21 protein-coding genes and 1 tRNA gene are annotated in these 25223 nt (G+C 67.7%); 14 read left to right on the forward strand and 8 right to left on the reverse strand.

The annotated features are described in order from the left end of the window. Positions 1–14 precede the first annotated feature (14 nt). A tRNA-Leu gene (locus tag FPH17_RS05915) sits at positions 15–99 on the reverse strand. 171 nt (positions 100–270) lie between these two features. On the opposite strand from FPH17_RS05915, the gene FPH17_RS05920 reads away from it, so the two are divergent. The 9 genes from FPH17_RS05920 (at position 271) to FPH17_RS05960 (ending at position 11689) form a co-directional block, all read left to right on the forward strand. Further along, the gene (locus FPH17_RS05920) at positions 271–1179 is read left to right on the forward strand and encodes an FHA domain-containing protein (RefSeq protein WP_154879122.1); all 909 of its coding nucleotides are present in this window, start codon (positions 271–273) and stop codon (positions 1177–1179) included. Between the two features lie 25 nt (positions 1180–1204). Further along, complete coding sequence (locus FPH17_RS05925) at positions 1205–1654, forward strand: FHA domain-containing protein FhaB/FipA (RefSeq protein ID WP_095275311.1); 450 nt, start codon at positions 1205–1207, stop codon at positions 1652–1654. After that, the gene (locus tag FPH17_RS05930) at positions 1651–3021 is read left to right on the forward strand and encodes a PP2C family protein-serine/threonine phosphatase (RefSeq protein ID WP_154879124.1); all 1371 of its coding nucleotides are present in this window, start codon (positions 1651–1653) and stop codon (positions 3019–3021) included. Before FPH17_RS05925 ends, FPH17_RS05930 begins: the two co-directional genes overlap by 4 nt. A gap of 1 nt (position 3022) precedes the next feature. Then, positions 3023–4387 (forward strand): FtsW/RodA/SpoVE family cell cycle protein, encoded by a 1365-nt coding sequence (locus FPH17_RS05935; protein ID WP_095554169.1) that lies wholly within the window; start codon positions 3023–3025, stop codon positions 4385–4387. After that, positions 4384–5841, forward strand: a complete 1458-nt coding sequence (locus tag FPH17_RS05940; RefSeq protein ID WP_154879126.1) for a penicillin-binding transpeptidase domain-containing protein — start codon at positions 4384–4386, stop codon at positions 5839–5841. The genes FPH17_RS05935 and FPH17_RS05940 overlap by 4 nt, the downstream gene beginning before the upstream one ends. A gap of 49 nt (positions 5842–5890) precedes the next feature. Beyond that, on the forward strand, positions 5891–7480 hold the full coding sequence (locus FPH17_RS05945) for a serine/threonine-protein kinase (protein ID WP_154879127.1): 1590 nt from the start codon (positions 5891–5893) through the stop codon (positions 7478–7480). After that, a complete protein-coding gene (pknB, locus tag FPH17_RS05950) occupies positions 7480–9642 on the forward strand; it encodes a Stk1 family PASTA domain-containing Ser/Thr kinase (protein WP_154879160.1) in 2163 nt (720 codons plus the stop codon). Before FPH17_RS05945 ends, pknB begins: the two co-directional genes overlap by 1 nt. Before the next feature lie 11 nt (positions 9643–9653). Next, positions 9654–9926: a cell division protein CrgA gene (gene crgA, locus FPH17_RS05955; RefSeq protein WP_095275316.1), complete on the forward strand. Its 273-nt coding sequence runs from the start codon at positions 9654–9656 to the stop codon at positions 9924–9926. 317 nt (positions 9927–10243) lie between these two features. Then, on the forward strand, positions 10244–11689 hold the full coding sequence (locus FPH17_RS05960; protein WP_095275317.1) for a hypothetical protein: 1446 nt from the start codon (positions 10244–10246) through the stop codon (positions 11687–11689). A gap of 352 nt (positions 11690–12041) precedes the next feature. On the opposite strand, the gene FPH17_RS05965 is transcribed toward FPH17_RS05960, so the two are convergent. From FPH17_RS05965 to FPH17_RS05980, 4 genes are all read right to left on the reverse strand, one after another. Next, positions 12042–12695, reverse strand: coding sequence for a rhomboid family intramembrane serine protease (locus tag FPH17_RS05965; protein ID WP_154879129.1), 654 nt, complete (start codon positions 12693–12695; stop codon positions 12042–12044). Positions 12696–12758: 63 nt separating this feature from the next. Continuing rightward, positions 12759–13283, reverse strand: a complete 525-nt coding sequence (locus tag FPH17_RS05970) for a peptidylprolyl isomerase (RefSeq protein WP_095537976.1) — start codon at positions 13281–13283, stop codon at positions 12759–12761. Positions 13284–13387: 104 nt separating this feature from the next. Next, the gene (gene metE / locus FPH17_RS05975) at positions 13388–15658 is read right to left on the reverse strand and encodes a 5-methyltetrahydropteroyltriglutamate--homocysteine S-methyltransferase (protein ID WP_154879131.1); all 2271 of its coding nucleotides are present in this window, start codon (positions 15656–15658) and stop codon (positions 13388–13390) included. A gap of 44 nt (positions 15659–15702) precedes the next feature. Continuing rightward, positions 15703–16668, reverse strand: a complete 966-nt coding sequence (locus tag FPH17_RS05980) for a methylenetetrahydrofolate reductase (protein ID WP_095275321.1) — start codon at positions 16666–16668, stop codon at positions 15703–15705. A gap of 245 nt (positions 16669–16913) precedes the next feature. Between FPH17_RS05980 and FPH17_RS05985 the strand changes: the two genes are divergently transcribed. After that, positions 16914–17672: a hypothetical protein gene (locus tag FPH17_RS05985; protein WP_154879133.1), complete on the forward strand. Its 759-nt coding sequence runs from the start codon at positions 16914–16916 to the stop codon at positions 17670–17672. Here the strand turns inward: FPH17_RS05985 and FPH17_RS05990 are convergent. From FPH17_RS05990 to FPH17_RS06000, 3 genes are all read right to left on the reverse strand, one after another. Next, complete coding sequence (locus FPH17_RS05990; RefSeq protein WP_144717734.1) at positions 17669–18313, reverse strand: DUF1707 SHOCT-like domain-containing protein; 645 nt, start codon at positions 18311–18313, stop codon at positions 17669–17671. The two genes, FPH17_RS05985 and FPH17_RS05990, sit on opposite strands and share 4 nt — an antisense overlap. Positions 18314–18419: 106 nt before the next feature. Beyond that, entirely contained in the window at positions 18420–19460 is a 1041-nt protein-coding gene (locus FPH17_RS05995) for an HNH endonuclease signature motif containing protein (RefSeq protein ID WP_154879134.1), read from the reverse strand. A 108-nt stretch (positions 19461–19568) separates the two neighbouring features. Beyond that, positions 19569–20135 (reverse strand): TetR/AcrR family transcriptional regulator, encoded by a 567-nt coding sequence (locus tag FPH17_RS06000; RefSeq protein ID WP_095537854.1) that lies wholly within the window; start codon positions 20133–20135, stop codon positions 19569–19571. 108 nt (positions 20136–20243) lie between these two features. Here FPH17_RS06000 and FPH17_RS06005 point away from each other — a divergent pair, with 108 nt between their 5' ends. The 4 genes from FPH17_RS06005 to FPH17_RS06020 all read left to right on the forward strand — a co-directional run bounded on the left by FPH17_RS06005 (position 20244) and on the right by FPH17_RS06020 (position 25083). After that, a complete protein-coding gene (locus tag FPH17_RS06005) occupies positions 20244–20825 on the forward strand; it encodes a hypothetical protein (RefSeq protein ID WP_095279061.1) in 582 nt (193 codons plus the stop codon). Beyond that, entirely contained in the window at positions 20822–22915 is a 2094-nt protein-coding gene (locus FPH17_RS06010) for a YhgE/Pip domain-containing protein (protein ID WP_154879136.1), read from the forward strand. Before FPH17_RS06005 ends, FPH17_RS06010 begins: the two co-directional genes overlap by 4 nt. A 76-nt stretch (positions 22916–22991) precedes the next feature. Next, positions 22992–23474, forward strand: a complete 483-nt coding sequence (locus FPH17_RS06015; RefSeq protein WP_238397037.1) for a hypothetical protein — start codon at positions 22992–22994, stop codon at positions 23472–23474. Between the two features lie 46 nt (positions 23475–23520). Further along, positions 23521–25083: a cutinase family protein gene (locus tag FPH17_RS06020; protein WP_167496782.1), complete on the forward strand. Its 1563-nt coding sequence runs from the start codon at positions 23521–23523 to the stop codon at positions 25081–25083. Positions 25084–25223: the final 140 nt, after the last annotated feature.

Consider the following 25223-nt stretch of genomic DNA (forward strand, 5'->3'; position numbering starts at 1 on the left):
GGGCCTTCCGGTTGTGCCCGGGGCGGGACTTGAACCCGCACGTCCTTATCGAACACTGGCACCTGAAGCCAGCGCGTCTGCCAATTCCGCCACCCGGGCGGGCGACTTGATTAATATAACACCACGCCCCAACATACCTCCAAATCGCCAGTTCACACCGCATTTTCGCGTTTTGAACTAGGTCTGCGGGCGCTGCGCACTTATACTTGCTTGGTTATAGGACATCAGTGAGAACAAAATGAGAGCCGCTGGGAAGGAGGTGCGGGCAGTATGGGTGTCATGGATCGTTTGGCCAAGCTGGACTCATCAATGCAGCGTGGCCTGGACAATTCCATGGCCGCGCTGTTTGGCGGCAAGGTCGTGCCGGCCGAGATTGAAGAGCTGGTGAAGCAGGAGGCGCAGGACTCCGTCGTGGTCACGGACCGCGACGAGTACGTCTCCCCCAACGTGTTTGCGGTGGGCGTGTCGTCGAAGGACCTGGAGAACCTGTCGCAGCAGCGCGACCTGCCCGCGGACCTCGCAGAGCAACTCATGCGGTACGTGCGCAACCTGGGCTGGTTTTTGGACGGGCCCGCCGTCGTGCGTATCGCCGAGGAGTCTGGGCTGCGGACTGGCCAGCTGCGCGTGTCGTCCTACATCGACCAGGAGCCCGACGTGGTCAGCGGCTTCGACGCGATCGTGGCGGAACCGAAAAAGAAGCGGCGCCGCCACGCAGCCAGCCAGGTTCCCACGGATCACAACCATCAGGAGGATCACATGAATGAGCCGACGACAGATGCCGCCGCCACCGGCGGCACCCCGACGGTGAGTCTGCTGCTGCAGGACGGGTCTTCGCGCACCTACCTCGTGCACGAGGGCTCCAACATCCTGGGCCGCTCCAACGACGCGGACTTCCGCCTGCCGGACACCGGGGTGTCCCGCCAGCACGCGGAGATCACGTGGGACGGCGAGGTCGCCGTCCTGGTGGACCTGCAGTCCACCAACGGCACCACCGTCAACGAGGAGCCGGTGGAAAACTGGATGCTCGCGGACGGCGACGTGATTACGCTGGGCCACTCGCACATCGAGGTGCGCATCGTGGAGCCGCTCGCGCAGGCTGCGGCCGTCGCGGACGCACACCAGGACGTCCCGGAGGCCCAGGTGGACGCCCACCCGAGCACCGAGTTCTTCCGCCCCTAAGACCGCAACCCCGTAAAGGAGCCCCATGGATTCCGCTGTGATTCTCAGCGCCCGCTTCGGCCTGCTCGCACTGCTGTGGGTGTTCATCCTGCTCGTCCTGTGGGTGCAGCGGAAGGATGTAGTGCGGGCTGCGGGGGCGGTGCGTCGACAAGCGAAGAGTTCCGCCCCCATCCGCCGCGAGAAGGCACGAGAGCTTGCGGTAGTTGAGGGGCCCCTCAAAGGCTCCCACATGGAAATTGCCAGCCTGGAGGACTTAACTATCGGGCGGGCCGGTGACAACGACTTCCAGCTCGGCGACGATTTCGCGTCCTCCACGCACGCGCGCCTGTTCCGCCGCGGCAGCGAGTGGTTCATCGAGGACATGGATTCGCGCAACGGCACGTTTGTCAACGGCACGCGCATTGACCAGCCGGAAAGGGTGTCTGTGGGCACGGATATAAAGATGGGACGCACGATTGTGAGGCTGATGCCATGAGTTTGCGCTTAAACTACGTCGCCGCGTCCGACCGCGGCCTGGTCAGGGGCAATAACGAGGATTCGGCATACGCGGGCCCGCAGCTGCTCGTGCTTGCCGACGGCATGGGTGGCCACGCAGCCGGCGAGGTCGCCTCCCAGCTCATGGTCGAGCACATGGAGCACCTGGACCGCGACCCCGGCGACGCGGACATGCTCGCCCTGCTCGGGGCGGCGGCGGAGGACGCGAACGCGTCGATCGCCGAGTCCGTGAAGCACCACCCGGAGCAGGCGGGCATGGGCACGACGCTCACCGCGCTCATGTTCAACGGCCTCGGCTTCGGCATGATCCACGTGGGCGACTCCCGAGGCTATTTGCTTCGCGACGGCACGCTGACCCAAATCACCGAAGACGATACATTCGTCCAGTCGTTGGTCAACGAGGGCAAGCTCAACCCGGCCGACGTGTCGAGCCACCCGCAGAAGTCGCTGATCTTGAAGGCGTACACCGGGCGCCCGGTAGAGCCGCACCTGGAGATGATCAACACCCAGCCGGGCGACCGCGTCCTGCTGTGCTCCGACGGCCTGTCCGACCCGGTCACCCCGGAGACCATCGCGGTGGCCCTCGGGCAGGGCACCCCGGAGGTCGCGTCGCAGCGGCTCATCGAGCTAGCGCTGCGCTCCGGCGGCCCGGACAACATCACCGTGGTTGTCGCGGACGTCGTCGCGGCCGACGACAAGGACGCGCCCGAGCTGCCGACCGCGCCCGTGCAGGCCGGCGCGCTGGCGCCGGACTTCGAGCAGTCGCACCCGGACTCGTCCGCGAGCCGCGCCGCGGCGATCATGCGCAAGTCCGAGACCATCCCGCCGAACCAGCACCGCGAGGCCACCAAGATGGCCGGCAGCGCGGGCGACCGCGGCGGCGCTGGCGGCTCCGACGGTGCCGAAGATGCCGACGAGGAGGATCATCCTCGAGGCAAACGAACCGTCTGGCCGTGGGTAGTCGGCGCGCTCGTGCTGGCGATCGCGCTCGTGGCTGCCGGGCTGATGTTCGTGCAGCACCGCGCGTCTGACCAGTACTTCGTCTCCGCGGCGAGCGACGGCCACTACGTCATCGAGCACGGCTCCCGCGACGACCGGACGCCGATCCAGCAGGCCTGCCTGGACAACCGGAACCGGCTGCGCATCGTCTCGGCCGACTCGACGCCGGAGGACTGCCACGTGTTCAACCAATCCGACCTGCCCGAGAGCCAGCGCTCCGTGCCGGAGAACTTTGGCGGCGGCACCTACGACGACGTCCTCGGCCTGCTCTACCGCATGGCGGGTGAGGCGTTGCCGGTGTGCGTCGATAAGCATGAAGACCCCGAGACCTGCAGGACGGTGAGCTGACGTGAAGCGGCTATTCTCGCGAAACCTCGAGCTCCTCCTGCTGCTGTGCTCGGCGGGGCTTTTGCTGCTCATGGTGTTCGGGCTGGAGATGAGCCAGGGGCGGACGCTGTCGAAGGACATGCTGTACCTGGTCGGCGGCTTCGTCGGCGTGTACGCGATCGCGCACGTCGCGCTCACGCTGCTCGCGCCGCGCGCCGACCAAGTGATGCTGCCGGTGGTCTCGCTGCTCAACGCGCTCGGCCTGGTCATCATCTACCGCCTCGACCTGGCGGAACGACCCGGCTACGGGCCACTGGCGGAGCGGCAGGTGCTGTGGTCACTGGTCGGCGTCGTGCTCATGGTGCTGACGCTGGCGATCGTGCGCGACCACAAGTCGCTGTCGCGCTACTCCTACCTGCTCGGCCTGGCCGGGCTGATCCTGCTCGCGCTGCCGCTCGTGTGGCCGCAGCCGGAGGGCTACGCGGACGCGCGCATCTGGCTGTGGCTGGGCCCCTTCTCCATCCAGCCGGGCGAGTTTTCCAAGATCCTGCTGCTCATCTTCTTCGCGCAGCTGCTCGCTCAGAAGCGCGCCCTGTTCACCGTGGCGGGCAAGCGCTTCCTGGGCATGACGTTCCCGCGCCTGCGCGACCTCGCGCCGATTCTGGCGGTGTGGGCCATCGCCATCCTCATCATGGGCGTGTCCAACGACTTCGGCCCGGCGCTGCTGCTGTTCGCTACCGTGCTGGGCATGGTGTACTTTGCCACCGGACGCACGTCCTGGCTGGTCATCGGCCTGGGGCTGGTGGCCGTGGGCGGCTACGCCGTCTACCAGGTCAGCGAGAAGATCCAGACGCGCTTTACCAACTTCATCAACCCGTTCGAGGACTTCGACGGCGCCGGCAACCAGCCGGCCAACGCGCTCATCGGCCTGAGCTGGGGCGGCATGACCGGCACCGGCCTGGGCTACGGCCACCCCGAGCTCGTCCCCGTCGCGCACTCGGACTACATCCTCGCCGCGCTGGGCGAGGAGCTCGGCTTCGTGGGCATCGCCGCCGTGCTGTGCCTGTTCGCCGTGCTGGTCACCCGCGGGTTCCGCGCCGCGATGCAGCTGCGCGACTCCTACGGCAAGCTGCTCGCCTCCGGGCTCGCGCTCACCCTGGCTATCCAGATCTTCGTGGTGGCGGGCGGCATCTCCGCGATGCTGCCCATGACCGGTCTGACCACGCCGTTCATGTCGGCGGGCGGGTCGTCCATTATGGCCAACTACATCCTGGTCGGGCTGCTGCTGCGCATCTCCAACAGCGCGAACACGCCCACCGAGTACGACGCCTCCGCGGTGGCCTCCCACCCGGGCACCGGCGTGGCCGAGGCGGTGAGCGCGCGATGAACAAGTCGCTGAAATACGGGGCGATCCTCTCGCTCCTGCTCACCGTGGCGCTGCTGGTCAACTTCACGGTGGTCCAGAACTTCCGCGAGGACGAGTACGCGCAGAGCCCGCACAACTCCCGCACGTTCCTGGAGCTGAAGCAGATCAACCGCGGCCAGATCAGCGCGGGCGGGCAGGTGCTCGCCGAGTCCCACCGCGACGACAACGGCTTCTACCAGCGCACCTACCCCAACATGCCGTACTCGTTCGGCCCGATCGTGGGCTACGTGTCCGACACCTACGGCACCTCGCAGGTCGAGTCCGCCTACAACGGCGCGCTGACCGGCGACGGCCAGGGCAACTCCCGCTTCATGCGCACCGGCCACGAGGAGGACGCCGTGGGCAACTCCGTCGAGCTGTCCATGGACCCCAATCTGCAGGCCTTCGCCTACGAGCAGCTGTCTAACAACGGCTACAACGGCGCGATCGTGGCGCTGCGGCCCTCGACCGGCCAGGTGCTGGCCATGGCATCGACGCCGTCTTTCGACCCGAACAGCATCTCCGCGCCCGCCACCGCAGCCGAGGCCTGGGGGCAGCTGAACAACGACCCGCGGCAGCCGCTGCTCAACCACGCGGCGCAGGACCAGCTGCCGCCCGGCTCGATCTTCAAGATCATCACCACCGTGGCGGGCTTGCGCAGCGGCTACACGCCGGACTCCCCGCTGACCGGGGACGCGCAGATCATACTGCCCGGCACGAACGTACCGCTGACCAACTTCGGCGGCCAGGCCTGCGCGGGCGGCGGGCAGGTCACGCTCACTACGGCGTTCGCCCTGTCTTGCAACACCGCGTTCGTGCAGATGGCGCTGAACATGGGTGCTGACCCGCTGCGCAAGGCGGCCGCGGACTTCGGCGTCGGCGAGCGCTACGACCTCATGGAGCTCGGCGTGCCCAACGCCGCCGGCTCACTTGGCGATATCCCGGGCGCGGCCGAGCTGGGCCAGTCCGCGATCGGCCAGCGCGACGTCACCATGACCGCGCTGCAGGCCGCCGTCATGGCGGGCGTGGTGGCCAACGAGGGCAAGCGCATGCGCCCATACGTGGTCAACCGCGTGGTCACCTCGGACCTGCGCACGGTCAAAGAGACCAAGCCGAAGCAGCTCGCGGAAGCGCTCACCCCGGAGGAGGCCGACACGCTGACCAACCTCATGTTCGCCTCCGAGCGCGCTACCTGGGGCTACGACGGCAACGGCTTTGCCTCCAAGACGGGCACCGCCGAGCACGCCGAGGGCGCGGACCCGCACGTGTGGTACGTCGCTTTCGACCCGGCCAAGGACGTGGCCGTGGGCGTGGTGGTGAAAAATGGCGGGCACTCTGGTTACTGGGCCACCGGCGGGCAGGTCTCCGGCAGTCTGGGTCGCGCGGTCTTGCGCGCGGCGCCGGCTGCGCCGGCGGATGGGGAGTCGGCACAATGATGGGAACACGGGGCGTCGACAAGCATGAAGCAGACGAAGGACACGAACGATGAACACTGAGAACCGCGAAGAACTACAGAAGCTCATCGGCGACGATTACCAGCTGCAATGGGTGATCGGGCACGGCGGCATGTCCACCGTGTGGCTCGCGGACGACCCGGAAAACGACCGGGAAGTCGCGCTCAAGGTGCTGCGCCCCGAGTTCAGCTCCAACGACGAATTCCTCGCCCGCTTCCGCAACGAGGCGCTCGCCGCCGAGGGCATCAACTCGCCCAACGTGGTGGCCACCTATGACTACCGCGAGCTGGAGTCGCCTTCCGGGGCGGCGATGTGCTTCATCGTCATGGAGTACATCCGCGGCGAGTCGCTCGCCGACCTGATCAAGCGCGAGGGCGCGCTCAGCGAGGAGCTGGCGCTCGACGTGCTCGAGCAGGCCGCGCACGGCCTGGCCGTGATCCACCGCATGGGGCTGGTCCACCGCGACATCAAGCCGGGCAACCTCATGATCACCCAGAACGGGCAGATCAAGATCACGGATTTCGGGATCGCCAAGGCCGCGGCCGCCGTGCCGCTGACCCGCACCGGCATGGTGGTCGGCACCGCGCAGTACGTCTCGCCCGAGCAGGCCCAGGGTATGAAGGTCACCGCGGCTTCCGACGTGTATTCGCTGGGCGTGGTGGGCTACGAGATGCTCTCGGGCAACCGCCCGTTCACCGGCGATTCCTCCGTGTCCGTCGCGCTCGCGCACGTGTCCGCGGAGCCGCCCGCGCTGCCGATTGCCGTCTCCGCCCCGGCGCGCGAGCTCATCGAGATCGCGCTGCGCAAGGACCCGCGCCAGCGTTTCCGCGACGGCAACGAGATGCAGCTGGCCGTCGAGCAGGTCCGCCAGGGCCTGCGCCCCGCACAGCCGGGCGGCCAGACCGCGGTGATCGCCACGGAGCCCTCCCCCACCGCCTCGACCCAGATGCTCGCCGACGTGGCGGAGGAGCGCACCACCCGTCCCGCGGGCGCGTACCCGCCTTCCGCCGCTCGAGCAGTCGCTTCTCGACGCCCCCCTGCCCCCGCCTCCTCCCGCGCCGGCACCTACCGGGAGGCGCCCGCCCCGGCGCGCGAGCCGGAGAAGTCCTCCAAGGCCGGCCCGATCGTGGCCGGCATCCTCGGCCTGATGCTCGTCGGCGGCGCGGCGGCGTGGGCGATGACCAGCGGCGTCCTCGACGGCATCGGCGGTGGCGCGTCGTCGAGCTCTTCCACGGCCCCGACCGTGGTCACGCAGACGGAGACGGTGGAATCCACGCCGTCGCCCAGCGAGGACGAGGACACGGAGACTGACACGACGACGCGCGAGCGCGAGACCGTGACGCGCCACGAGCGGAGCCCCGAGACGCTGACCATTAGCGACGAGCCCACGCAGCCGAAGCACTCTCGGGAGGCCCCGACCTCGGCGGCGCGCCCGTCGGTGCCGCAGGGCTCGAAGACGGCCGGCGCGCCGACGAGCGCCCAGGAGGTGCCGAGCGTGGCGACGCCGGCGCCGTCGGCACCCGCCGCCCCGTCCGCAGGCGCCGACACTGGAACGGACAGCGGCGCAGGTGAGATAGAATTGCCTGACCTTGATTCCATCCTCGGAGGTAATGCGCAATGATGATCGCGGATCGCTACGAGCTCGGTGACGTAATTGGCACCGGCGGCATGAGCGATGTCTACGCGGCGACCGACACGGTGCTGGGCCGCGGCGTAGCGGTCAAAATGCTGAAGATGGACATGGCGCGGGACGAGAGCTTCCGCGAGCGCTTCCGCCTGGAGGCGCAGAACTCCGCGCGCCTGAACCACCCGAATATCGTGGCGGTGTACGACACGGGCGCGGAAAACGTCGACGGCGTGGCCGTCCCCTTCATCGTGATGGAGCGGGTCAACGGCCGGAACCTGCGCGACATCGTGCGCGAGGACGGGCCGCTGCCGCCGAATCGGGCGGCGTCGCTGCTGATCCCGGTGGCGCGCGCCCTGCAGGCCAGCCACGACGCGGGCATTATCCACCGCGACATCAAGCCGGCCAACATCATGGTCACCAACACCGGCGAGGTGAAGGTGATGGACTTTGGCATCGCGCGCGCGGTGGACGATTCCTCCTCCGTCCACACGCAGACTTCCGCGGTGATCGGCACCGCCCAGTACCTCTCCCCCGAGCAGGCGCGCGGGAAACCGGTGGACGCCCGCTCCGACATCTACGCGCTCGGCTGCGTGATGTACGAGGCCGTGACCGGCACCCCGCCGTTTGAGAACGAGTCCCCGTTCGGCGTGGCGTACATGCACGTCCAGGAGGACCCGGAGCCGCCGAGCGAGCGCCTCGCCGCGCTGGGCCGCACCAACGGCGCGCACGGCACCGTGGCCAATGCTGCCGACGCCGCGAACGCGCTGACTGACGACGAAGCCGTGAACCTCGACTCCGTCATCCTCACCGCGATGGCGAAGCACCCGGCCGACCGCTACCAGTCCGCCACCCAGATGTGCGAGGACCTCACGCTCCTCGAGCGCGGCAGTGTCACGCACGCCGCGCGCACCCACCTGGCGGCGGCCGAGCACGACCTGGGCCAGCAGCAGCCTGGCGCGCACGCCGCCGACGCGACCGTCGTCGGCGCGACTGCCGTGCCCGGCCCGCACGCTCCCCAGGCGCCGCAGGGCCCTCAGGGCGCAGTGCCACGCCCGCAGGGCACGACCCGCTACGAGGACCACCGCCGCTCCCACGAGAAGCGCCGCATCTCCTGGATGAAGTGGATCGCCGCCCTGCTGGGCCTCATCCTGCTCGGCGCCGCGTCCTGGCTGGCGTACGAGTACTTCTCCACGCCCGACACCTCGTCCGACACTCCGGTGGAGGAGTCGATGGTGCAGGTCCCGGACGTGACCGGCAAGCACCGCGACGAGGCCGTCTCCGAGCTCGAGGGCCTGGGCTTCCAGGTTGCTGTGAGCGACGAGCCGAGCCCGGACTTCGCGCGCGGCGACGTGATTGGCACCAACCCGACCGCCGGCTCCGAGCTGCAGCGCGGCACCCTGATCACGGTGAGCGTGTCCACGGGCAAGGAGGTCACGGACGTGCCGGACCTCACCGACATGGCGCCGCAGGAGGCGCAGGCGCTGCTGGAGGAGAGCGGCCTGGAGCTGAACGAGGAGATCCGCCACGAGGCGTCCGAGGACGTCCCGGAGGGTGCGATCATCTCCCAGCACCCGGCCGCGGGCACGCAGCTGTCCAAGGGCAGCAAGGTCACCATCACCGTGTCCTCGGGCCCGAAGCAGGTGGAGATCCCGTCGCTGGTGGGCTTGGACGTGAACCAGGCGACGGCGACGCTGTCGTCGTTAGACTTGCGCGCAACGGTAACCAAGATCGACTCGGAGCGCCCCGACGGCGAGGTCCTCGCCGTGGCCGGCGAGAACACTGAGGTCAACGCGGGCACGACCGTGGAGCTGCGCGTGTCCAACGGGATGCTGATGACCATGCCGGAGATCACGCGCCTGGACGTCAACGCTGCGGATGAGAAGCTGCGCGAGGCCGGCTGGAACGGCCGTCTCGTCGCCGGCCCGCCGGTGCCCACGGGCGCGATGGTGGACGCCGGCATGATCGGCCACCAGGGCGTGGGCGCGGGCGAGACGATCCGCAAGGACCAGGCCATCGGCTACAACCTGTGGGAGTTCGACGCGGCCCAGCTCAACCCGCTGAACAATAGTGCCGCCTCGCGGACGCCTGGTAAGGTATCGCCCCAGAACGCCAACGGGAACCAGCTGGGCGACGCAATCCGCGGGCTCGGCCTGTAAGGAGCAAGAATATGCCGAAAGCAAAAGTCACCAAGGATGCGAAGCCGGTCACTACCGCTTCCTCCGGCGCCACCCGCACCCCGGTCAAGATCAACACCGGCGGTACCCCGATGTGGTACAAGGTCATCATGTTTGGCCTGATGATCCTGGGCCTGGCCTGGCTGATCGTCTTCTACCTTGCCGCGGACCAGATCCCGTTCCTCGCGGAGCTGGGCCCGTGGAATTACGCCATCGGCTTCGCCGGGATGATCGTCGGTTTGCTCATGACAATGGGCTGGCGCTAATCGACGCCACGCTGCAGGCGGATACCCCTCGCGGGTATCCGCTTCTTTTTTGCTCGCCGTCAGCACGAACCTGAGAATTTGAGTAGTTGATAGGTAGGCAAACGCGGTAATCATTAATATTCGCGGATTCTTCCGAAAATCCCTTGACCTGCACAGTTAGTATTCCTATGGATGTTTCTACAAGTCCTCGCCACCCCCGGTTGGGGGTATATTCGTACTATATTAAGCGCAATCTCAGTTTAGTCGCTATAAATACTTACCAGGACGTCAACCGCGTCGAAATCGCACTTACTTCGAATCTCAGAAAGGAAAACCACATGCGCGCCTTCCGTACCGCCTTCGCCGCAGTGGCTACCGTCGCCATCGCTGGTGGCGCACTGACCGCCCCCGCTCACGCAATGACCAACGAGGAGTCCCGCCCGGAGACCCCGGCAACCAACGACTCCCTCCCGATCATCCACACCTACCGTGGCTCCGATCACATCAAGGCCAACGTGCTCAACCCGCGCCCGGTCTGCAACTCCACCGAGGACTACCGCACGGTCGTCTACAAGGTCACCGACAACTTCCTGCCGGTCGGCACCGTCTCCACCACCAACCTGTCGGACACGCCGGTTGACCTGACCCAGGACCTGTCCCGCACCCAGCAGATCTCCGCTTCCGTCAACGGCTCCAAGACCGAGACCCTGAACATCGGCGGCACCGGCTCCAAGGACGGCCTGCAGGGCACCATCGGCTACACCCTGGCCAAGTCCCTCGGCTGGGACGTCTCCGGCTCCCTGTCCTGGTCCGTCGGCCAGAAGATCGGCCCGTACAAGGTTCCGGCCGGCAACACCGGCGAGGCTACCTACGGCTTCCGCACCGTCACCATGACCGGTACCCAGCAGCGCTGCCGCCCGAACGGCACCTGGGCGACCCCGACCGCGTGGATCGCAAACATGCCGGTCAAGAACGAGGTCCGCGTCAAGAACTACGACACCCCGGCTGCTTCCTGGGCTCCGAACAAGGGCGCACAGGTCACCAAGCCTGTCGACGACGCAAACCCGAACTTCGAGGACGAGCTCAACAAGCTCCGCGAGGGCGAGGACCTCGAGGACGTGACCAAGGTCAACGACGACGAGGCCGCTGACGTCACCAACAAGGACATCACCGACGAGGGCACCGAGGTCGTCGAGGACGACGAGGCTACCGAGGCTGCTGACAAGGAGAACACCGAGGTCGAGGAGACCATCGAGGAGACCGAGACCGAGGGCGAGACCGCCGAGGACGCTGCTAACCGCGAGCAGCAGGACCTGGACCTCGAGCCGTACTTCACCTCCTCCTCCTGGAAGTCCTCCGGCTTCGCTGGCACCGCTGCGCTGCGCATCAAGAACGTTGGCAAGGACCGCTACTACGGCGAGTTCCCGGCTGTCACCTTCCGCGTTGACGTCAAGACCGCTGAGGGCCCGGAGGGCGTCGACCGCCTGATCACCGCCAACAGCCACAAGGGCGCTCACGTCCGCGACCTGGGCTTCGACCGTAAGAAGGGCGTCCGCACCTTCGAGGTCACCCTGGCTAACCCGATCAAGTCCGGCGAGGAGGTTGCGGTTGCTTCCTTCAACTTCGGCGACGGCAACACCTCCGAGGGCCGCATCCACAACTACATCACCGCGACCCAGACCGGCCGTCTCGATGGCGACGAGTCCGACGACAACGACCAGGACGTCGACTCCCGCGAGGCAACCGTCACCGACTTCGGCCGCAAGCTGGACGGCACCTTCTAAGCTGACCGCCTAAGCGGTTCCGCTTCGAAATTCTTTCTCCCGCCCGGGCTCTCCACCACGGAGGCCCGGGCTTCTTACTGCGCCCACAACGGCGAAGTTATCCACAGGCTGTGGATCCCTCTGTGCATACCCCACATTCCACAGCCTGTGGATAAACCTGTGCACTACTTCCACAACCCGAACAAAGTGGCTGTTCGAACGCTCTTTGCCCTCGCTAATCGACGCCACCCCGCCCCCAGTTCGAGGAATTACACGCCCGTAACTATCCACAATGTGAATAGATCTGTGGAAAACTCCCCATGGGGATAACCGGTGGACAACACGCCGCACTTCTCCACAATCCCCAAGTCAGCTACCCCGCGTACCCCGCGCTCACTGTGCACACTGTGCACACCGCCAGCGCGACCCACGCCGCCACCCACCGCGTACGCACGCTTGGCGACGTCACCGGCCACGCCATTAGCGCCCCCGCAACCAGCCCGCCGGCGTGCCCCCACACGCTCACGTCCGAGGCGACGAGCGTGTACACCACGTTGCCCGCGAGGAGGATGAGGGCGGGGCGGGGGTCGACGTGGCGTCGATAGGCGATGGCAACGAACACCGCCATGAGGGCGTAGAGCGCGCCCGACGCCCCCGCGGTCGGGGTGAGGAACGCGAACTGGAGCACCGCGGCGGAGGACCCCAGGATCCCCGCCGCGTACGCCACCGCGTACGGGCCGCTGCCCACGGCGCGCTCGACCTCGGTGCCGATCACGGCGAGCATGAGCATGTTGAGCACGAGGTGCGTGGCGCTTAAGTGCACGAACCCGGCTGTGAGCGCGCGCACGAGCCCCGCGCCCCGCGTCTCCGGCCCCCACAGCACGAGCTCGGCGCCCACCGAATCCCACACCACGCTGTCCAGCGAGCGCGACTGCACCGCCATCACCGCGTACACGAGGGTGCACAGCGCAGTAATGGCCACGCTCACGGGCGCGCCGCGGAAGAACTGCTGGGCAATCTTCTGCATGTCAGGCCTCCAAATACAAAAGTGCCCCCGCTGCACTGAGCGGGGGCAAGGGTCGAAGCGGTCTTACTCGGAGACCTCGACGGACTTGATAACGACGTCCTCGACCGGGCGGTCCATGCGGCCGGTCTGCACGTTCGCCAGCTCGTCGACGACCTTGCGCGAAGCCTCGTCGGTGACCTCGCCGAAGATGGTGTGGCGGTTGTTCAGCCACGGGGTCTCGGCGACGGTGATGAAGAACTGGGAGCCGTTGGTGCCCGGGCCCGCATTCGCCATGGCGAGCAGGTACGGGCGGTCGAAGGTGAGCTCCGGGTGGAACTCGTCGGCGAAGTTGAAGCCCGGGCCACCGGTGCCGGTGCCGGTCGGGTCGCCGCCCTGGATCATGAAGCCGGGGATGATGCGGTGGAAGATCGCGCCGTCGTAGAACGGGCCCTCGTTGGAGCCGGAGGCGTTGGCCGCCGAGTACTCCTGGGTGCCCTTGGCCAGGCCGGTGATGATCTCCACGGTCTTCGGCGCGTGGTTGCCAAACAGGTCAATCACGATGTCGCCGTGGTTGGTGTGCAGGGTCATCGTCTGCGTCTTATCAGTCATGGGTCCCAGGATACGCATTTTCGCGCGCGGGTGGCGGAGGGTGGCACACGAACGCGACCCGGGGTGCGTTCCCACACCACCGGGTCGCGTGTTCGGCGCGGCGCCTACTTCAGGCCAGCGACGACCTCATCGCGCGCGGCGACCAGGTTGCGCAGCGACGGCTCGACCTCGGCGTAGCCGCGGGTCTTCAGGCCGCAGTCGGGGTTGACCCAGAGGCGCTCGGTCGGCACGTTCTCGAGCGCGGCGCGCAGCAGCCCGGCGATCTCTTCCTGCGACGGGACGCGCGGCGAGTGGATGTCCCACACGCCCGGGCCGATCTCGGAGTGGAAGGACTCGTCGAGGTCCTCGAGCAGCTCCATCTTGGAGCGCGCAGCCTCGATGGAGGTGACGTCGGCGTCGAGGGCGGCGACAGCGTCGATGATCTGCCCGAACTCGGAGTAGCAGAGGTGGGTGTGGATCTGGGTTGCGGGCTGCGCCTCCAGGGCGACCAGGCGGAACGCGCGGACGGCCCAGTCGAGGTAGGCGGCGCGCTCGTCGGCGCGCAGCGGCAGAAGCTCGCGCAGCGCGGGCTCGTCGATCTGGATGACCTTGATGCCGGCGTTCTCGAGGTCGCGGACTTCGTCGGCAAGCGCGAGCGCGATCTGGTCGGCGGAGACGGCGAGCGGGACGTCGTCGCGCTTGAAGCTCCAGGCCAGGATGGTCACCGGGCCGGTGAGCATGCCCTTGACCGGCTTGTCGGACAGCGACTGCGCGTACTTCGCCCACTCGACCGTCATCGCGGCGGCGCGGGAGACGTCGCCGACGACGATCGGCGGACGGGTGCAGCGGGAGCCGTAGGACTGGACCCAGCCGTTCTCGGTGACAACGAAGCCGTCGAGCAGCTCGGCGAAGTACTGCACCATGTCGTTGCGCTCGGCCTCGCCGTGGACGAGCACGTCGACGCCGATCTCTTCCTGCAGCTCGATGACGTTTTTGATCTCGGTGCGCAGCGCCTCCTGGTAGGCGGCGTCGTCGAGCTCGCCCGCCTTGTGGTCGGCGCGCGCCTTGCGGATCTCCGGGGTCTGCGGGAACGAGCCGATCGTGGTCGTGGGCAGGGTCGGCAGGCCGAGCGCCTCGCGCTGCGCGGCCTGGCGCGCGGAGAACTCCGGCTGGCGCTGCACGGCTCCCTCGGGGAGCGCCTGCACACGCTTCTCGACGCCCGCGTTGTGGATCTTCTCGCTCTCAGCCCTCGTCCGGACCGCACGATCCGACTGGGCGAACGCCTCCTCGGCGGCCTCGGGGCCGGCGACGAGCGCCTGGATCTCGGCGACCTTCTCGTCGGCAAACGACAGCCAGGTCGCGACGTCCACGGGCAGGTTCTTCTCCGCCTTCAGGGTGTGCGGCACGTGCTGCAGCGAGGTGGACGTGGAGACCGAGACGGCGTCGCGGCCGGCAGCCACGGCCTCGAGGACCTCGGTGCGCTCGCGCAGGTTCGCGGCCCACACGTTGCGGCCGTCGACCAGGCCCGCCACCAGGTGGGTCTCCGCCGGGATCGCCTTGGCCACGCGCTGCGGGTAGTCGGCGTCCTGGTCAAGGGTCCACGGCGCCAGGTCCACGTGCAGCGCCTCGGGGGCGAGCTCCGCCAGGACGGGGAGCGCCTCGCGGGTCGCGCCGTACGGGGTGGTCAGGTACACGGCCGGGCGGTTCTCGGCGCCGAGGAGTGTCGTGTACGCCTCGCGCAGGTGCTGCGCCAGCTCCGCGTCCGGGGTGGACAGGTCGGCGACCAGGGCGGGCTCCGCCAGCTGGACCCACTCGGCACCGGCGTCCTTGAGGGCCGCGAGGACGGTGGCGTAGGCGTCGATAAGCGAGGGCAACAGCGACCACTCGGCCGGCTTGGACAGGGCAATCAGGGTGACGGGGCCGACCAGGAACGGGCGGACCGTATGGCCGGCCTCCTTGGCCTCCTCGAAGATGCGCACGATGCGCTCCGCGGCGGGCGCGATGTCCTGGCCAGCGGCGATCTCCGGCACCAGGTAGTGGTAGTTGGTGTCGAACCACTTGGTCATCTCGAGCGGGACGCGGGTGTCGTTGCCGCGGGCGAGGGCGAACTCCTCGTCCAGGTCGGTGCCGCCCGGGATCAGGCCGACGGTCAGCGCCGTCTCCAGGACCTGGTCGTAGTAGGCCACGTCGGCGGCGATGGCGTAATCCTCGGTCAGCCCAAGGTCGCGCAGGTGGTTGTAATTGTCAATGCGCAGCGCGTGCGTCGTGGAGCGGAACGTGTCCGCGTCGATGCGGCCCGCCCAGTAGCTCTCCAGCGCGCGCTTCAGCTCGCGGTTCGCGCCGATGCGCGGGTAGCCCTCGATTGTGGCCTTGGGGAACGGTGACGAGGATGACACAGTAGGTCCTTTCAATGGAAACGGGTGGGTCGGGTAATTCGGGTTTATTGGGGTGAGTGGTCTGCCCGCTGCGGAATCCCGATGCGGGACAACAGGTCCTGGGTCACAGCGAGGTTGTTGTGCGTGTACACGTGCAGGCCGCCGGTGCCGGCGTCCAGGATGGTGTTGGCGAGCCGCGCGGACATCTGCATGCCCAGCTCGTACTCCTCCTCAGGCGTCGTGGCCTGCGCGAGCGTACGGGCCACGCACTCCGGCACCTCGATGCCGGAGAGCTCGCCCATCCGCTGCACACGCTTCAGGCTGGTCATGGGCATAATGCCGGGGATGAGCGGGATGCGGACCCCGGCGAGTCGGGCCACCTCAACAAAGTCGAGGTAGTCCTGCGCGTTGAAAAACAGCTGCGTGATGGCGAAATCCGCGCCCAGCCGCTGCTTGGACAGCAGCACGTCCAGGTCTTCGTCGAAGTTCTTGGACTCCGCGTGCCCCGACGGGTAGCACGCCACCGACAGCGCCAGCTTGCCGGCGGCCAGGCGGAACGCCTCCTCGTCCTCCACGTCCTGGATCAGGTTGAGCAGGTCCGTGGCGTGCTGGAGGTGGTCCGCTGGCATGCCGGTCTCGGGCAGGTCGCCCCGGAGGGCGAGGAAGCCGCGGACGCCGGCGTCGATGAGCGTGCGAATCCACGTGACCAGCTCCTCGCGCGTGCCCGCGGTGCAGGCGAGGTGCGCGATCGGGCGCAGGTTGGTCGTTTCGGCGACGCGCGCGATGAGCGCGGCCGTGCCGGTGAGCCAGTCGCTGCGCCGTGAGCTGGTCACGGAGACGTAGTCGGGGCGGTAGGCCGCGAGGCCGGCGATGAGTTCGTCGAGTTTGCCCTCGTCCGCGCCGTGGCGGGGCGGGATCAGCTCGAAGCTCAGCGCGGTGCGCGTGCGCCGCCGCTGCTGCGTGGTGTCCTCGCCGACGCGGTCGATCGGCGCGGAGGCAGACAGCCGCGTCGGTGCAAAAGTGCCGCGCATTGGTTTCCGCCTTTCTCTGTGTCTGGGCCGTTTTTCAACGGTGTCCAAGAATCTAGGGGCCGGTTTTTCGGGGCACAACGAGGGGGCGCATCCGGGCAGGCCACGCGCGTTAAATGCGTGAATATTAATCGCAGAAATGAACAGCTTGGTATGTTTTTGCGTAACGCTTGGTCCGCGCGTGCGCGGCAGCGGTTTGGGTAGCCTTGGGGCGAACCGACCTCGACCCCCTACACAGAGGAGCGACAATGAACACGCAAATTTTCCAGGTCCTGCTCACCGGCATCTCCGACACCGTGAAGTACCTGCGCGGCCAGGACGAGAAGAAGAAGCGCGAGCTGTACGATTCGCTCGTTGACACGCTGAAGAACAACAACATCGACTCCCTGCACGACCTTGCGGACAAGGAGCAGCTCGAGGAGCTTTACGACGCCGCCCGTACCCAAGCCGGCGACGTCACCCGCGCCGCCCACAAACGCCTGGACCGCCGCCGCGCCGCCTTCAACGCCGCGCTGCCGGCCCGCGAGGAGCAGCGCAAGGCTTGGAAGGCCGAGGCGAAGCAGCACAAGAAGAAGGCCAAGGGCAACGGCGGCAAGATCGCGGCCGGCATCTTCGGCCTCGCGGCGCTCGCCGGCGCCGGCTGGGCGTGCTGGCAGTTCTGGCTCAAGGACAAGCTTAACGACGCCCCCGAGCCCGCCCCCCAGCCGCGCACCAGCACCGGCGAGGCGAAGCTGATCTATTCCACCACCACGGAGGACGACCTGCACGCCGAGGAGAGCACCGGCGTGTACTCCCCCGACACCGCCACCGCCACCGGCGCGCACGCGAAGGACTCCGCCGGCTCGACTGGCTCGACCGTGCTGACCACCAGCCTCGACGACACCCGCGACCACACCGAGGGCACCGGTGAGGGCCTGTCCACCCTGGACACCCTCGAGGACGACCAGCGCAAGGCCACCCGCGGCACCTCCACCCACAAGAGCCGCCACGCGCTGCGCGAGGACTAAAGGCGCGGGTCGCCGCGCCTGACCACGTGGACGTCGACGCCGCCAAACAGGCTGAAGCAGCGCACCACGATCTCGGGCGCGGAATCCGGCAGGTCCGCCGGGTCGATCACGCCGGGCGCCAGTTGCATGTCGTGGCCGCCGAAGAGCCCGACCCCGTTGACGCGCACGCGGAAGCCCTCGGGCACGTACACGTCGACACCGCCGAAGACGCCGACCGCATTGATGGTGGTCACCGGCTGCGCCAACTGCGCACCGCGCAGGTCAATGTCTACGCCGCCGAAGACGCCCACCGCCGTGTGCGTGGCCGCGATGGCGTCGCCGCGGACTTTCGACCCGCCGAACACGCCGAGCGAGACGCTCCGACCGCGCTCGACCGCCTGCACCTGTGCGAGCGCAGCCTCAACAGGCGGGGCGAGCTCGGCGCCCGGGATCTGCGCCGGCTCGCGGTGGCCGAAGAGGCGGTTCTGGGGGTCATCGACAAGGTCGGCGATGAGGGCCACGAGGTCGTCGCGAGTCGTGGCCGCCTCGCACTTCGAGGAACGCTCCTCGAACTCGTTCACGTCAATCTGCCCCTGGCCAAGCGCAGTGGACAGGACCTCGGCCGTGCGGTTGCGGTCGTCGTGGTTACACCGAATGCTCATACCTTGATGCTAACACCCGGCGCCGTCTTCTGCGGCCGTTTTCGCAGGCAGGCATGCGTGTTGGCGCCAGGGGCACTGGCGCTTTTAACACGAGGGCGACGGCACGCTACCCGTCATCCGGCGGGTCCGGGCTACGAAACGGCGCCCGCGCCGCATGATCCACCCCAGTCGGTGTGACCCGACCCGACGGCGAGACCCACACAATCCGCCCACCACGACGCTGCGTCCGCCCACGCGACGGCCTACCGGCCTGATAATTGTGATACCGACACAACCACCCCAAATTCCCCACCTCAGTCTCACCCCCATGCTGATGCTCCACCATATGATGCGCATCGCACTGTGACGCCGGCACATCACAATCCTTCCACGTACACGTAAGCGAATCCGCCAACATCATCTCCCGATGCTTCCGATGCGCAAACCACACATCATACGCATTCACCGGCCCATCAGCCGCCCCCACCAAAATCACCGACCCCAACTCAGCCAAACGCATCCGCACAAACTCCACACCGGAGACCACCACACCATTGTCAAACCGCACCTGGACGTCATCACCCGCCCCCGCGATGACCTTCACATACTCCCCCAGGTCCAAATTCGCAGTTACACGCACCGTGTAGTCCGCCTGCGGACACTCATCAGACAACCAGCCGACCACATCATCTTTCGCCGCATCAAACAACCCCTGCACCGCAAGCGAGGGACCAGTGACCTTCAACGTGGCCATCCCATCACCATGCTGGCGCACCCGCACCCCAGGCGTGCGCGCAGGCGCCGGCGACAACTTCTGCTTCAACTGCCCAGCAACACGGCGCACACACGCCAAATCACCACTGGTGGCACACAGCGTTTCAATAAACCGCCACCGGTTCGTCGCATCTGTAATCGAGCGCGACGCACGCGCAATATAGGCCAACGTATCCACCCGATGCCCGCACTCACGGGCCCCTGCCACCGCCCGGGCCTGGTAGCGCGAATGCGACGTCGGCGCGTACAACATGCGGGCGGCGACGACTAGCTGGGCGGCGCGGTCGGGGGCGACGCCGGCGTCGATAAGCGAATCTGCAGACACGCCAACGGCCGCGGCGACGTAGTCAACGCCGGCGCGGTCGTGGGCCACAAGGTCTGCAATCACATCCATACCCAGCACCATACGGGCCTGTGACCAGCGCAAACAAGCACTTGTGAGAAGACTCCCAAAACACCCACCGAAGGGAACCGCGGGCCCGTTCCCTGCGTCTAATACTGGTTAAGGGTTTTCCGCGCGCCAGGCGATGAGGAGGTTGCGCACGAGGCGCTCGCGCACGTCGGGAAACAGCGCCGTGAGGGTCGCGTCCATGGGGCGGGTGACCACGATGAGCTCGGAGGCGAGCTCGGTCGGCGTCTGGTCCGGCGCGATGAGCCCGTGGGGCGCGGCCTTGTCCAGCAGCACCTGCACGCGGGCGAAGAACTCGTCGCGGCGGCACTTCACGTCCGGCTCCACGCCGTCCGGCAGCTCGGACGCGAGCGCGCCGACGAGCATGCCCACCCCGTAGTCCACGAGCCGCCACACGAAGCGCTCCCAGCTGCCTTCGGGGTCGTCGTCGAAGGCGGCGAGGGTGTCGTCGAGAAACCCGTCCAGGTCCTCGATGAAGCGGAGCGCGCACGCCTGGCGCAGCTCCGCCCGCGACGGGAAGTGGCGGTAGAGGGTCGCAATGCCGACGCCAGCGTCCTTCGCCACGCCCTCGAGCGTCACCGCGGAGTTGGGGCGGGTGCGGAACTGCTCGGTGGCGGCAGTGATAATTTGGTCGCGTTTCGCGCGCGCATCTGATCGCACCTGCATCTCCTTCCCGCGCGATACGGTTTCGTCTTGACATCGCGCTACTTGCGGAGCACCATAGCAGGAGTCTTAAGTGATAGCCAACCCTCCACTTGGAGTTTTTCAATGACACAAATTCTCAGCGCAACCGACCTTGTGCTGCGCAAAGGCGACGACCCGGTGAGCGTCGACGCCAGCGAGGGCTTCAACTTTCTGCACGTCGGGCGCGAGTCAAGCGCCACGACGCTCGCGATGACCCTCGCCGGCCGCTACAAGCCGCACTCGGGCACGGTCGACGGCCCCGGCTTCAAGAAGACGGCGCTAGCCGGCGTGCACATGATCGATTCGCTCGACCGGCAGCTCCCGCTGCGCGACTTGCTGCGCGAGCAGATCGCGTGGTCGCAGCCGTTTTTCAAGCCGACGCCGCGCCGCCCGCTCGAGCACGACACCGTGGCTCGTTGGCTGGAGCCGCTGGGGCTTGAGGAGCTTGATAGCGCTACGTCGGTAGGCGAACTCAACGTCCTCGACCGCTTCCGCTTCCGCATTCTGCTCGCGCTGGTGTCGCGGCCAAAGGCGGAGCTGCTCATCGTGGACGACGTGGACCAGATCCGCGACATGTCGCTGCGCGCGAAGCTGCTGGACAACCTGTACGCGGTCGCTGAGGAAGTGCCGGTGTTGGTGACGAGTGCGAACGAGGAGGACCGATGAGCGGACTGCACCTGGGATCGAATTTCCGCAAGTTTCTACACGGCAAGCTGCCGCCGCTGGCGCTGATTGCAATCACGCTGCTGCCGCTGCTGTTCGGCGGCCTGTTCGTGTGGAGTTATTGGGACCCGCTGGGCAACTTGAACAAGGTGCCGGTGGCGTTGGTGAACTCGGATGAGGGTGAGAATGGGCAGCAGGTCGTGGATAAGCTGCTCGAAGAAAAGCCCATGAACTTCCAGGTGGTTTCCGCCGACGAGGCCCGGCAGGGCATCGCGGACGGCACCTACTACCTGGGCATGGAGATCCCGACGGACTTCACCGAGGCCGTGACCAGCGTGAAGGAGGACAACCCGCACCAGGCGAAGATCAACGTCACGCTGAATGAGACGAACGGCTTCATCCCCACGATGCTGGGCAGCCAGGCCACGCGAGTGATTACGGATACCGTGTCCAACACGGTCGGATCGAAGGTGGTGGACCAGCTCTTCGTCGGCTTCAACACCATCAACGATGGCATGGGCCAGGCCGCCGACGGCGCGGGCCAGCTCAACGAGGGCGCGAAGAAGGCCGGCGAGGGCGGGCAGAAGCTTGACGACGGCGCCACGAAGCTGGATGACGGCATGCAGGAGTTCAACTCCAAGCTGCAGCAGATGCCCAGCGCGGCACACCAGCTTGACGACGGAGTGACGCGCCTCCAGGACGGCGCCCAGCAACTCAACACCGGCATCGGCACGGCGGCAAGCGGCGCGAGCCAGCTTTCCGACGGCATGCTCACGCTCCAGGGCGGCACCGACAAGCTCGGCGCGGGCGCGTCACAGGTTGCGGGCGGCGTGGACAAGATCGCGGGCGTGGCCGGCCAGCTCGGCGCGGCGCAGGCAGCGTTCGCGGACATCGACGCATCCCTGAACCAGGTCATCGCGGACCTGGACGCCTCGCCGATCCCGGGCACGGAGCAGATCGCGGCGCAGGCTCGCCAGACGCAGGCGCAGCTGCACGGCGGCCCGCTCGCCACGGCGATGAACTCGGACCTGGTGAGCCAGCTGCAGCTGCTGCAGAACGGCGCGCACCAGGTGGCCAACGAGCTGCAGGACCCGAACGCGCAGTACCGCGGCGGCGTGAACCGCGCCACCGACGCGGCCCAGCAGCTGGCGGCCGGCCTGGCCAAGCTGCAGGACGGCTCCGGCACGCTCGTCGCCGGCGTGGCGCAGCTGAAAGACGGCACGTCGCAGCTGGTCGTGGCGGCGAACACGGCGTCGGACGCGTCGTCCAAGCTGGCCGACGGCTCCAACCAGCTCGTCGTGGGCCTCGGCGCGCTGAACGACGGCCTGGTGCAGCTCGATGACGGCACCGGCGAGCTCAGCGTCAAACTCCACGACGCGCAGGAGCAGGCGCCGACGTGGGAAGGCGAGCGCCTGAACAAGGCGGTCGACTCCGCCTCCAACCCGGTCGTGCTCAACCAGGCCGGCGACGAGCTGACCTTCTTTGGCAAGGGGCTCTCCCCGTTCTTCCTGTCGCTGTCCCTGTGGTTCGGCGGCCTGGTGCTGTACATGATCTTCGAGCCGATTTCGCGTCGCGCGATCGACTCGGGGACGTCGCCAGTGCGCGTGGCGCTCAACACGCTGCTGCCGTCGTTCCTGGTCACCGGCGTGCAGTCGGTCTTCCTGTGGATCATGCAGGTGTTCATCCTGCGCGTCGAGCCGACGCACGCTGGCGTGATGCTGGCGGTGCTGGTGGGCGTGTCGTGGGTGTTCGTCTCCTTCATCTACATGCTCAACTGCATCTTTGGTAAGTCGATTGGCCGCCTGCTCACCATGGCGCTCATGTCGCTGCAGCTGGTGGCGTCGAACGGCCTGTACCCGCCCGAGGTGCAGCCGAAGTTCATCCAGTGGGTGCACAGCTGGGACCCGATGCGCTACTCGGTGGACCTCATGCGCTACGCCCTGTTCGGCACCGACGGCGGCGATCCGCGCATGATGCGCGCGATGCTGGTGCTGTTGGGCATCGCGGTAGGCTCGTGGGTGGTCGCCTGCCTGGGCCTGACCAGGCTGCGCCAGATCCCAGAGCGCGATCTACACCCCGAGCTTTCGGTCTAAGACCGAGAGCCCTTGCCGGGAGCGGATTGTTGACGTATCATCTTGATGGACGACATCCCACACGGAAGGACACATCATGTTCAACCCGCTCAACCTGCTCCCCGCTAACCAGAAGGCCGCCAAGGCCGCCAAGGCACAGAAGGCTGCGAAGTCAAAGACCCGCCTCGCCTCCGGCGCGCTGCGCGTGCCCACCGGCCTGTATATCCTGAACTCCGGCATCGGCAAGATTGGTGCCGACGAGGGCACCGCCGAGTTCCTCCACGGCATGGCCGTCACCGGTATCCCGGCGCTGAAGGACATGGACAAGGAAACCTTTGCCAAGTTCGTCGCCTACTCCGAGACCGGCATCGGCGCAGCGCTGCTCACCCCGTTCGTGTCCAACCGCCTCGCCGGTGCCGCGCTCGCGACGTTCGGCGCGGGCCTGCTCACCATGTACTTCGGCAACGACGCGATGACCGAGGACGACGGCATCCGCCCGTCCCAGGAGGGCCTGCCGCTGTCGAAGGACTCCTGGCTCGTAGCCATCGGCGCCGCGCTCATGGCTCTGCCGCGCAAGTAGGCGCAAGGAAGCGCGGGCACGGGGTCGCGGCACTAAAATGTTTCGCGTGAAACGTCTCCCCGCCCTCGCCGCCCTGCTCGCGCTCGCCGCTGCGGCTACCCCTTTTGCTACAGCGCAGCCGTTGCGGCCGTTCGCGGCGAGCTGTACCCCGATCCACGTCGTGCAAGCGGCGGGATCGGGGTTTTCGCATTCCTGGGATCCGTCAGCCCGCGACACGCTTTTCGACGACGGCTCGTCCCCCGCCGCCGACCTCACCGAACACTTCGGCGCGCGCACGGTGCGCACCTACCAGGTCCGCTACCCCGCCTCGTTGGGCCGCTTGAGCGCGCTCGGCAGCGCCAGCGGCGGCATCGAGGGCACGGAGGCCGCAACCTACGGCGAGTCCGTCACGCAGGGCACGGACGACGCGGTGCGCGAGATGGAGACCGTGGCGAGTGCGTGCCCGCAGACCCGTTTCATCATGGTGGGCTACTCGCAGGGCGCCCACCTGATCGGCGACGCGGCGGCGCGGGCGGCGCACGGCCAGGTGCGCGGGGTGGGCCCGGAGCAGATTGCCGGGGTGGTGTTGTTTGCGGATCCGGGGCGGGCGAGCGTCGATAGGCAACGGGCCCTGCCGCCCGCCAAGCTGTACGCGCCCGCGCCGAAGGGGGTCCTGGCGCGCGGCGGCGAGCTGATCAACGGCGGCGGTTCCGGGGTGATTCCGGAGCGCGTGGGCCTGGCCGGCGAGCGCGCGCTGAGCTTCGCCGGCCTGGAGGGCAAGGTGCTCTCGCTGTGCAACCCTGCCGATATGGCGTGCTCGACGGACCCGGATTCCGCGCTGCGCGACCTGGCGGATGTGGCGATGCGCGAGGAGGCCGTGGGCCCGCCGAACGCGGCGACCGGCGCGCACGTGCTGGAGTTTTCTCGCCGCATGGACGCGGGCGTGCCGTTGCAGCAGGCGGTGCGCGAGTCTGGGCTATCGCTTCTCGACGCCCCCGCCGCCGCCCTCATACTCGGAGAGATCGCACTCTTCGCCCAGGCGGCCGACGGCGCCACCCGGTCGGAGCAGGCGGTCACCCCGCCGGAGCAGCTCGTGGCGGTGACGCTGCTGTCGGCGCTGCCGAACCTGGCGAAGGAGGGCGTGACCTGGACGTACCTGCTGCCGGCCCTCGAGGGGCTGCGCGGCGCGGTCGCGGCGGCGTCAGGTGGCGGTGCTGCGGGCGACGAGGCTGGCGACGGACCCGAGGCGTGGTTCGACGTGGCGCTAGAGACGATGCGGGCGACGCAAGCCACGGAGCGGTTCTACCTGCAGCTCGCTGGCGCCGGCGTTGTGCCGCGCGTGCCGACGCCGACGGAGCGCAGACAAGTCGCGGCCCATGGTGCGGTGACGCAGCTGATGGACCAGGTTGCGAGCGCCGCCGGGCTGCAGGCGGCGAGGCGCAACCCCGCCAACGCGAACCTGTTGGCGTCGGCAAGCCAGGCCGGCGACTTCGGGCCGCGCCACATGTCGTACTACAAGCTCGGGTATACCGACAGCCCCGGCGGGTTCAACGTCGACGGGCAAACCGGGTACGACTACGCCGTCGACTGGCTCGACGATGTAGTCCGCGGAGTGCTGCGGGAGGGGTAGCCGGCATACGAAAAACCGCCCGTGCGGGCCGTGGACCCCTCAGCGGGGCCCAACCAACACGGGCGGTTACCGGAGCTACAAACTACTTCTCAGCAGCCGCAGCCTCCTCAGACTTCGGAGCCTCAGACTCCTCCGACTTC

The sequence above is a fragment of the Corynebacterium gottingense genome, assembly GCF_007559235.1.
Lineage (GTDB): Bacteria > Actinomycetota > Actinomycetes > Mycobacteriales > Mycobacteriaceae > Corynebacterium > Corynebacterium gottingense.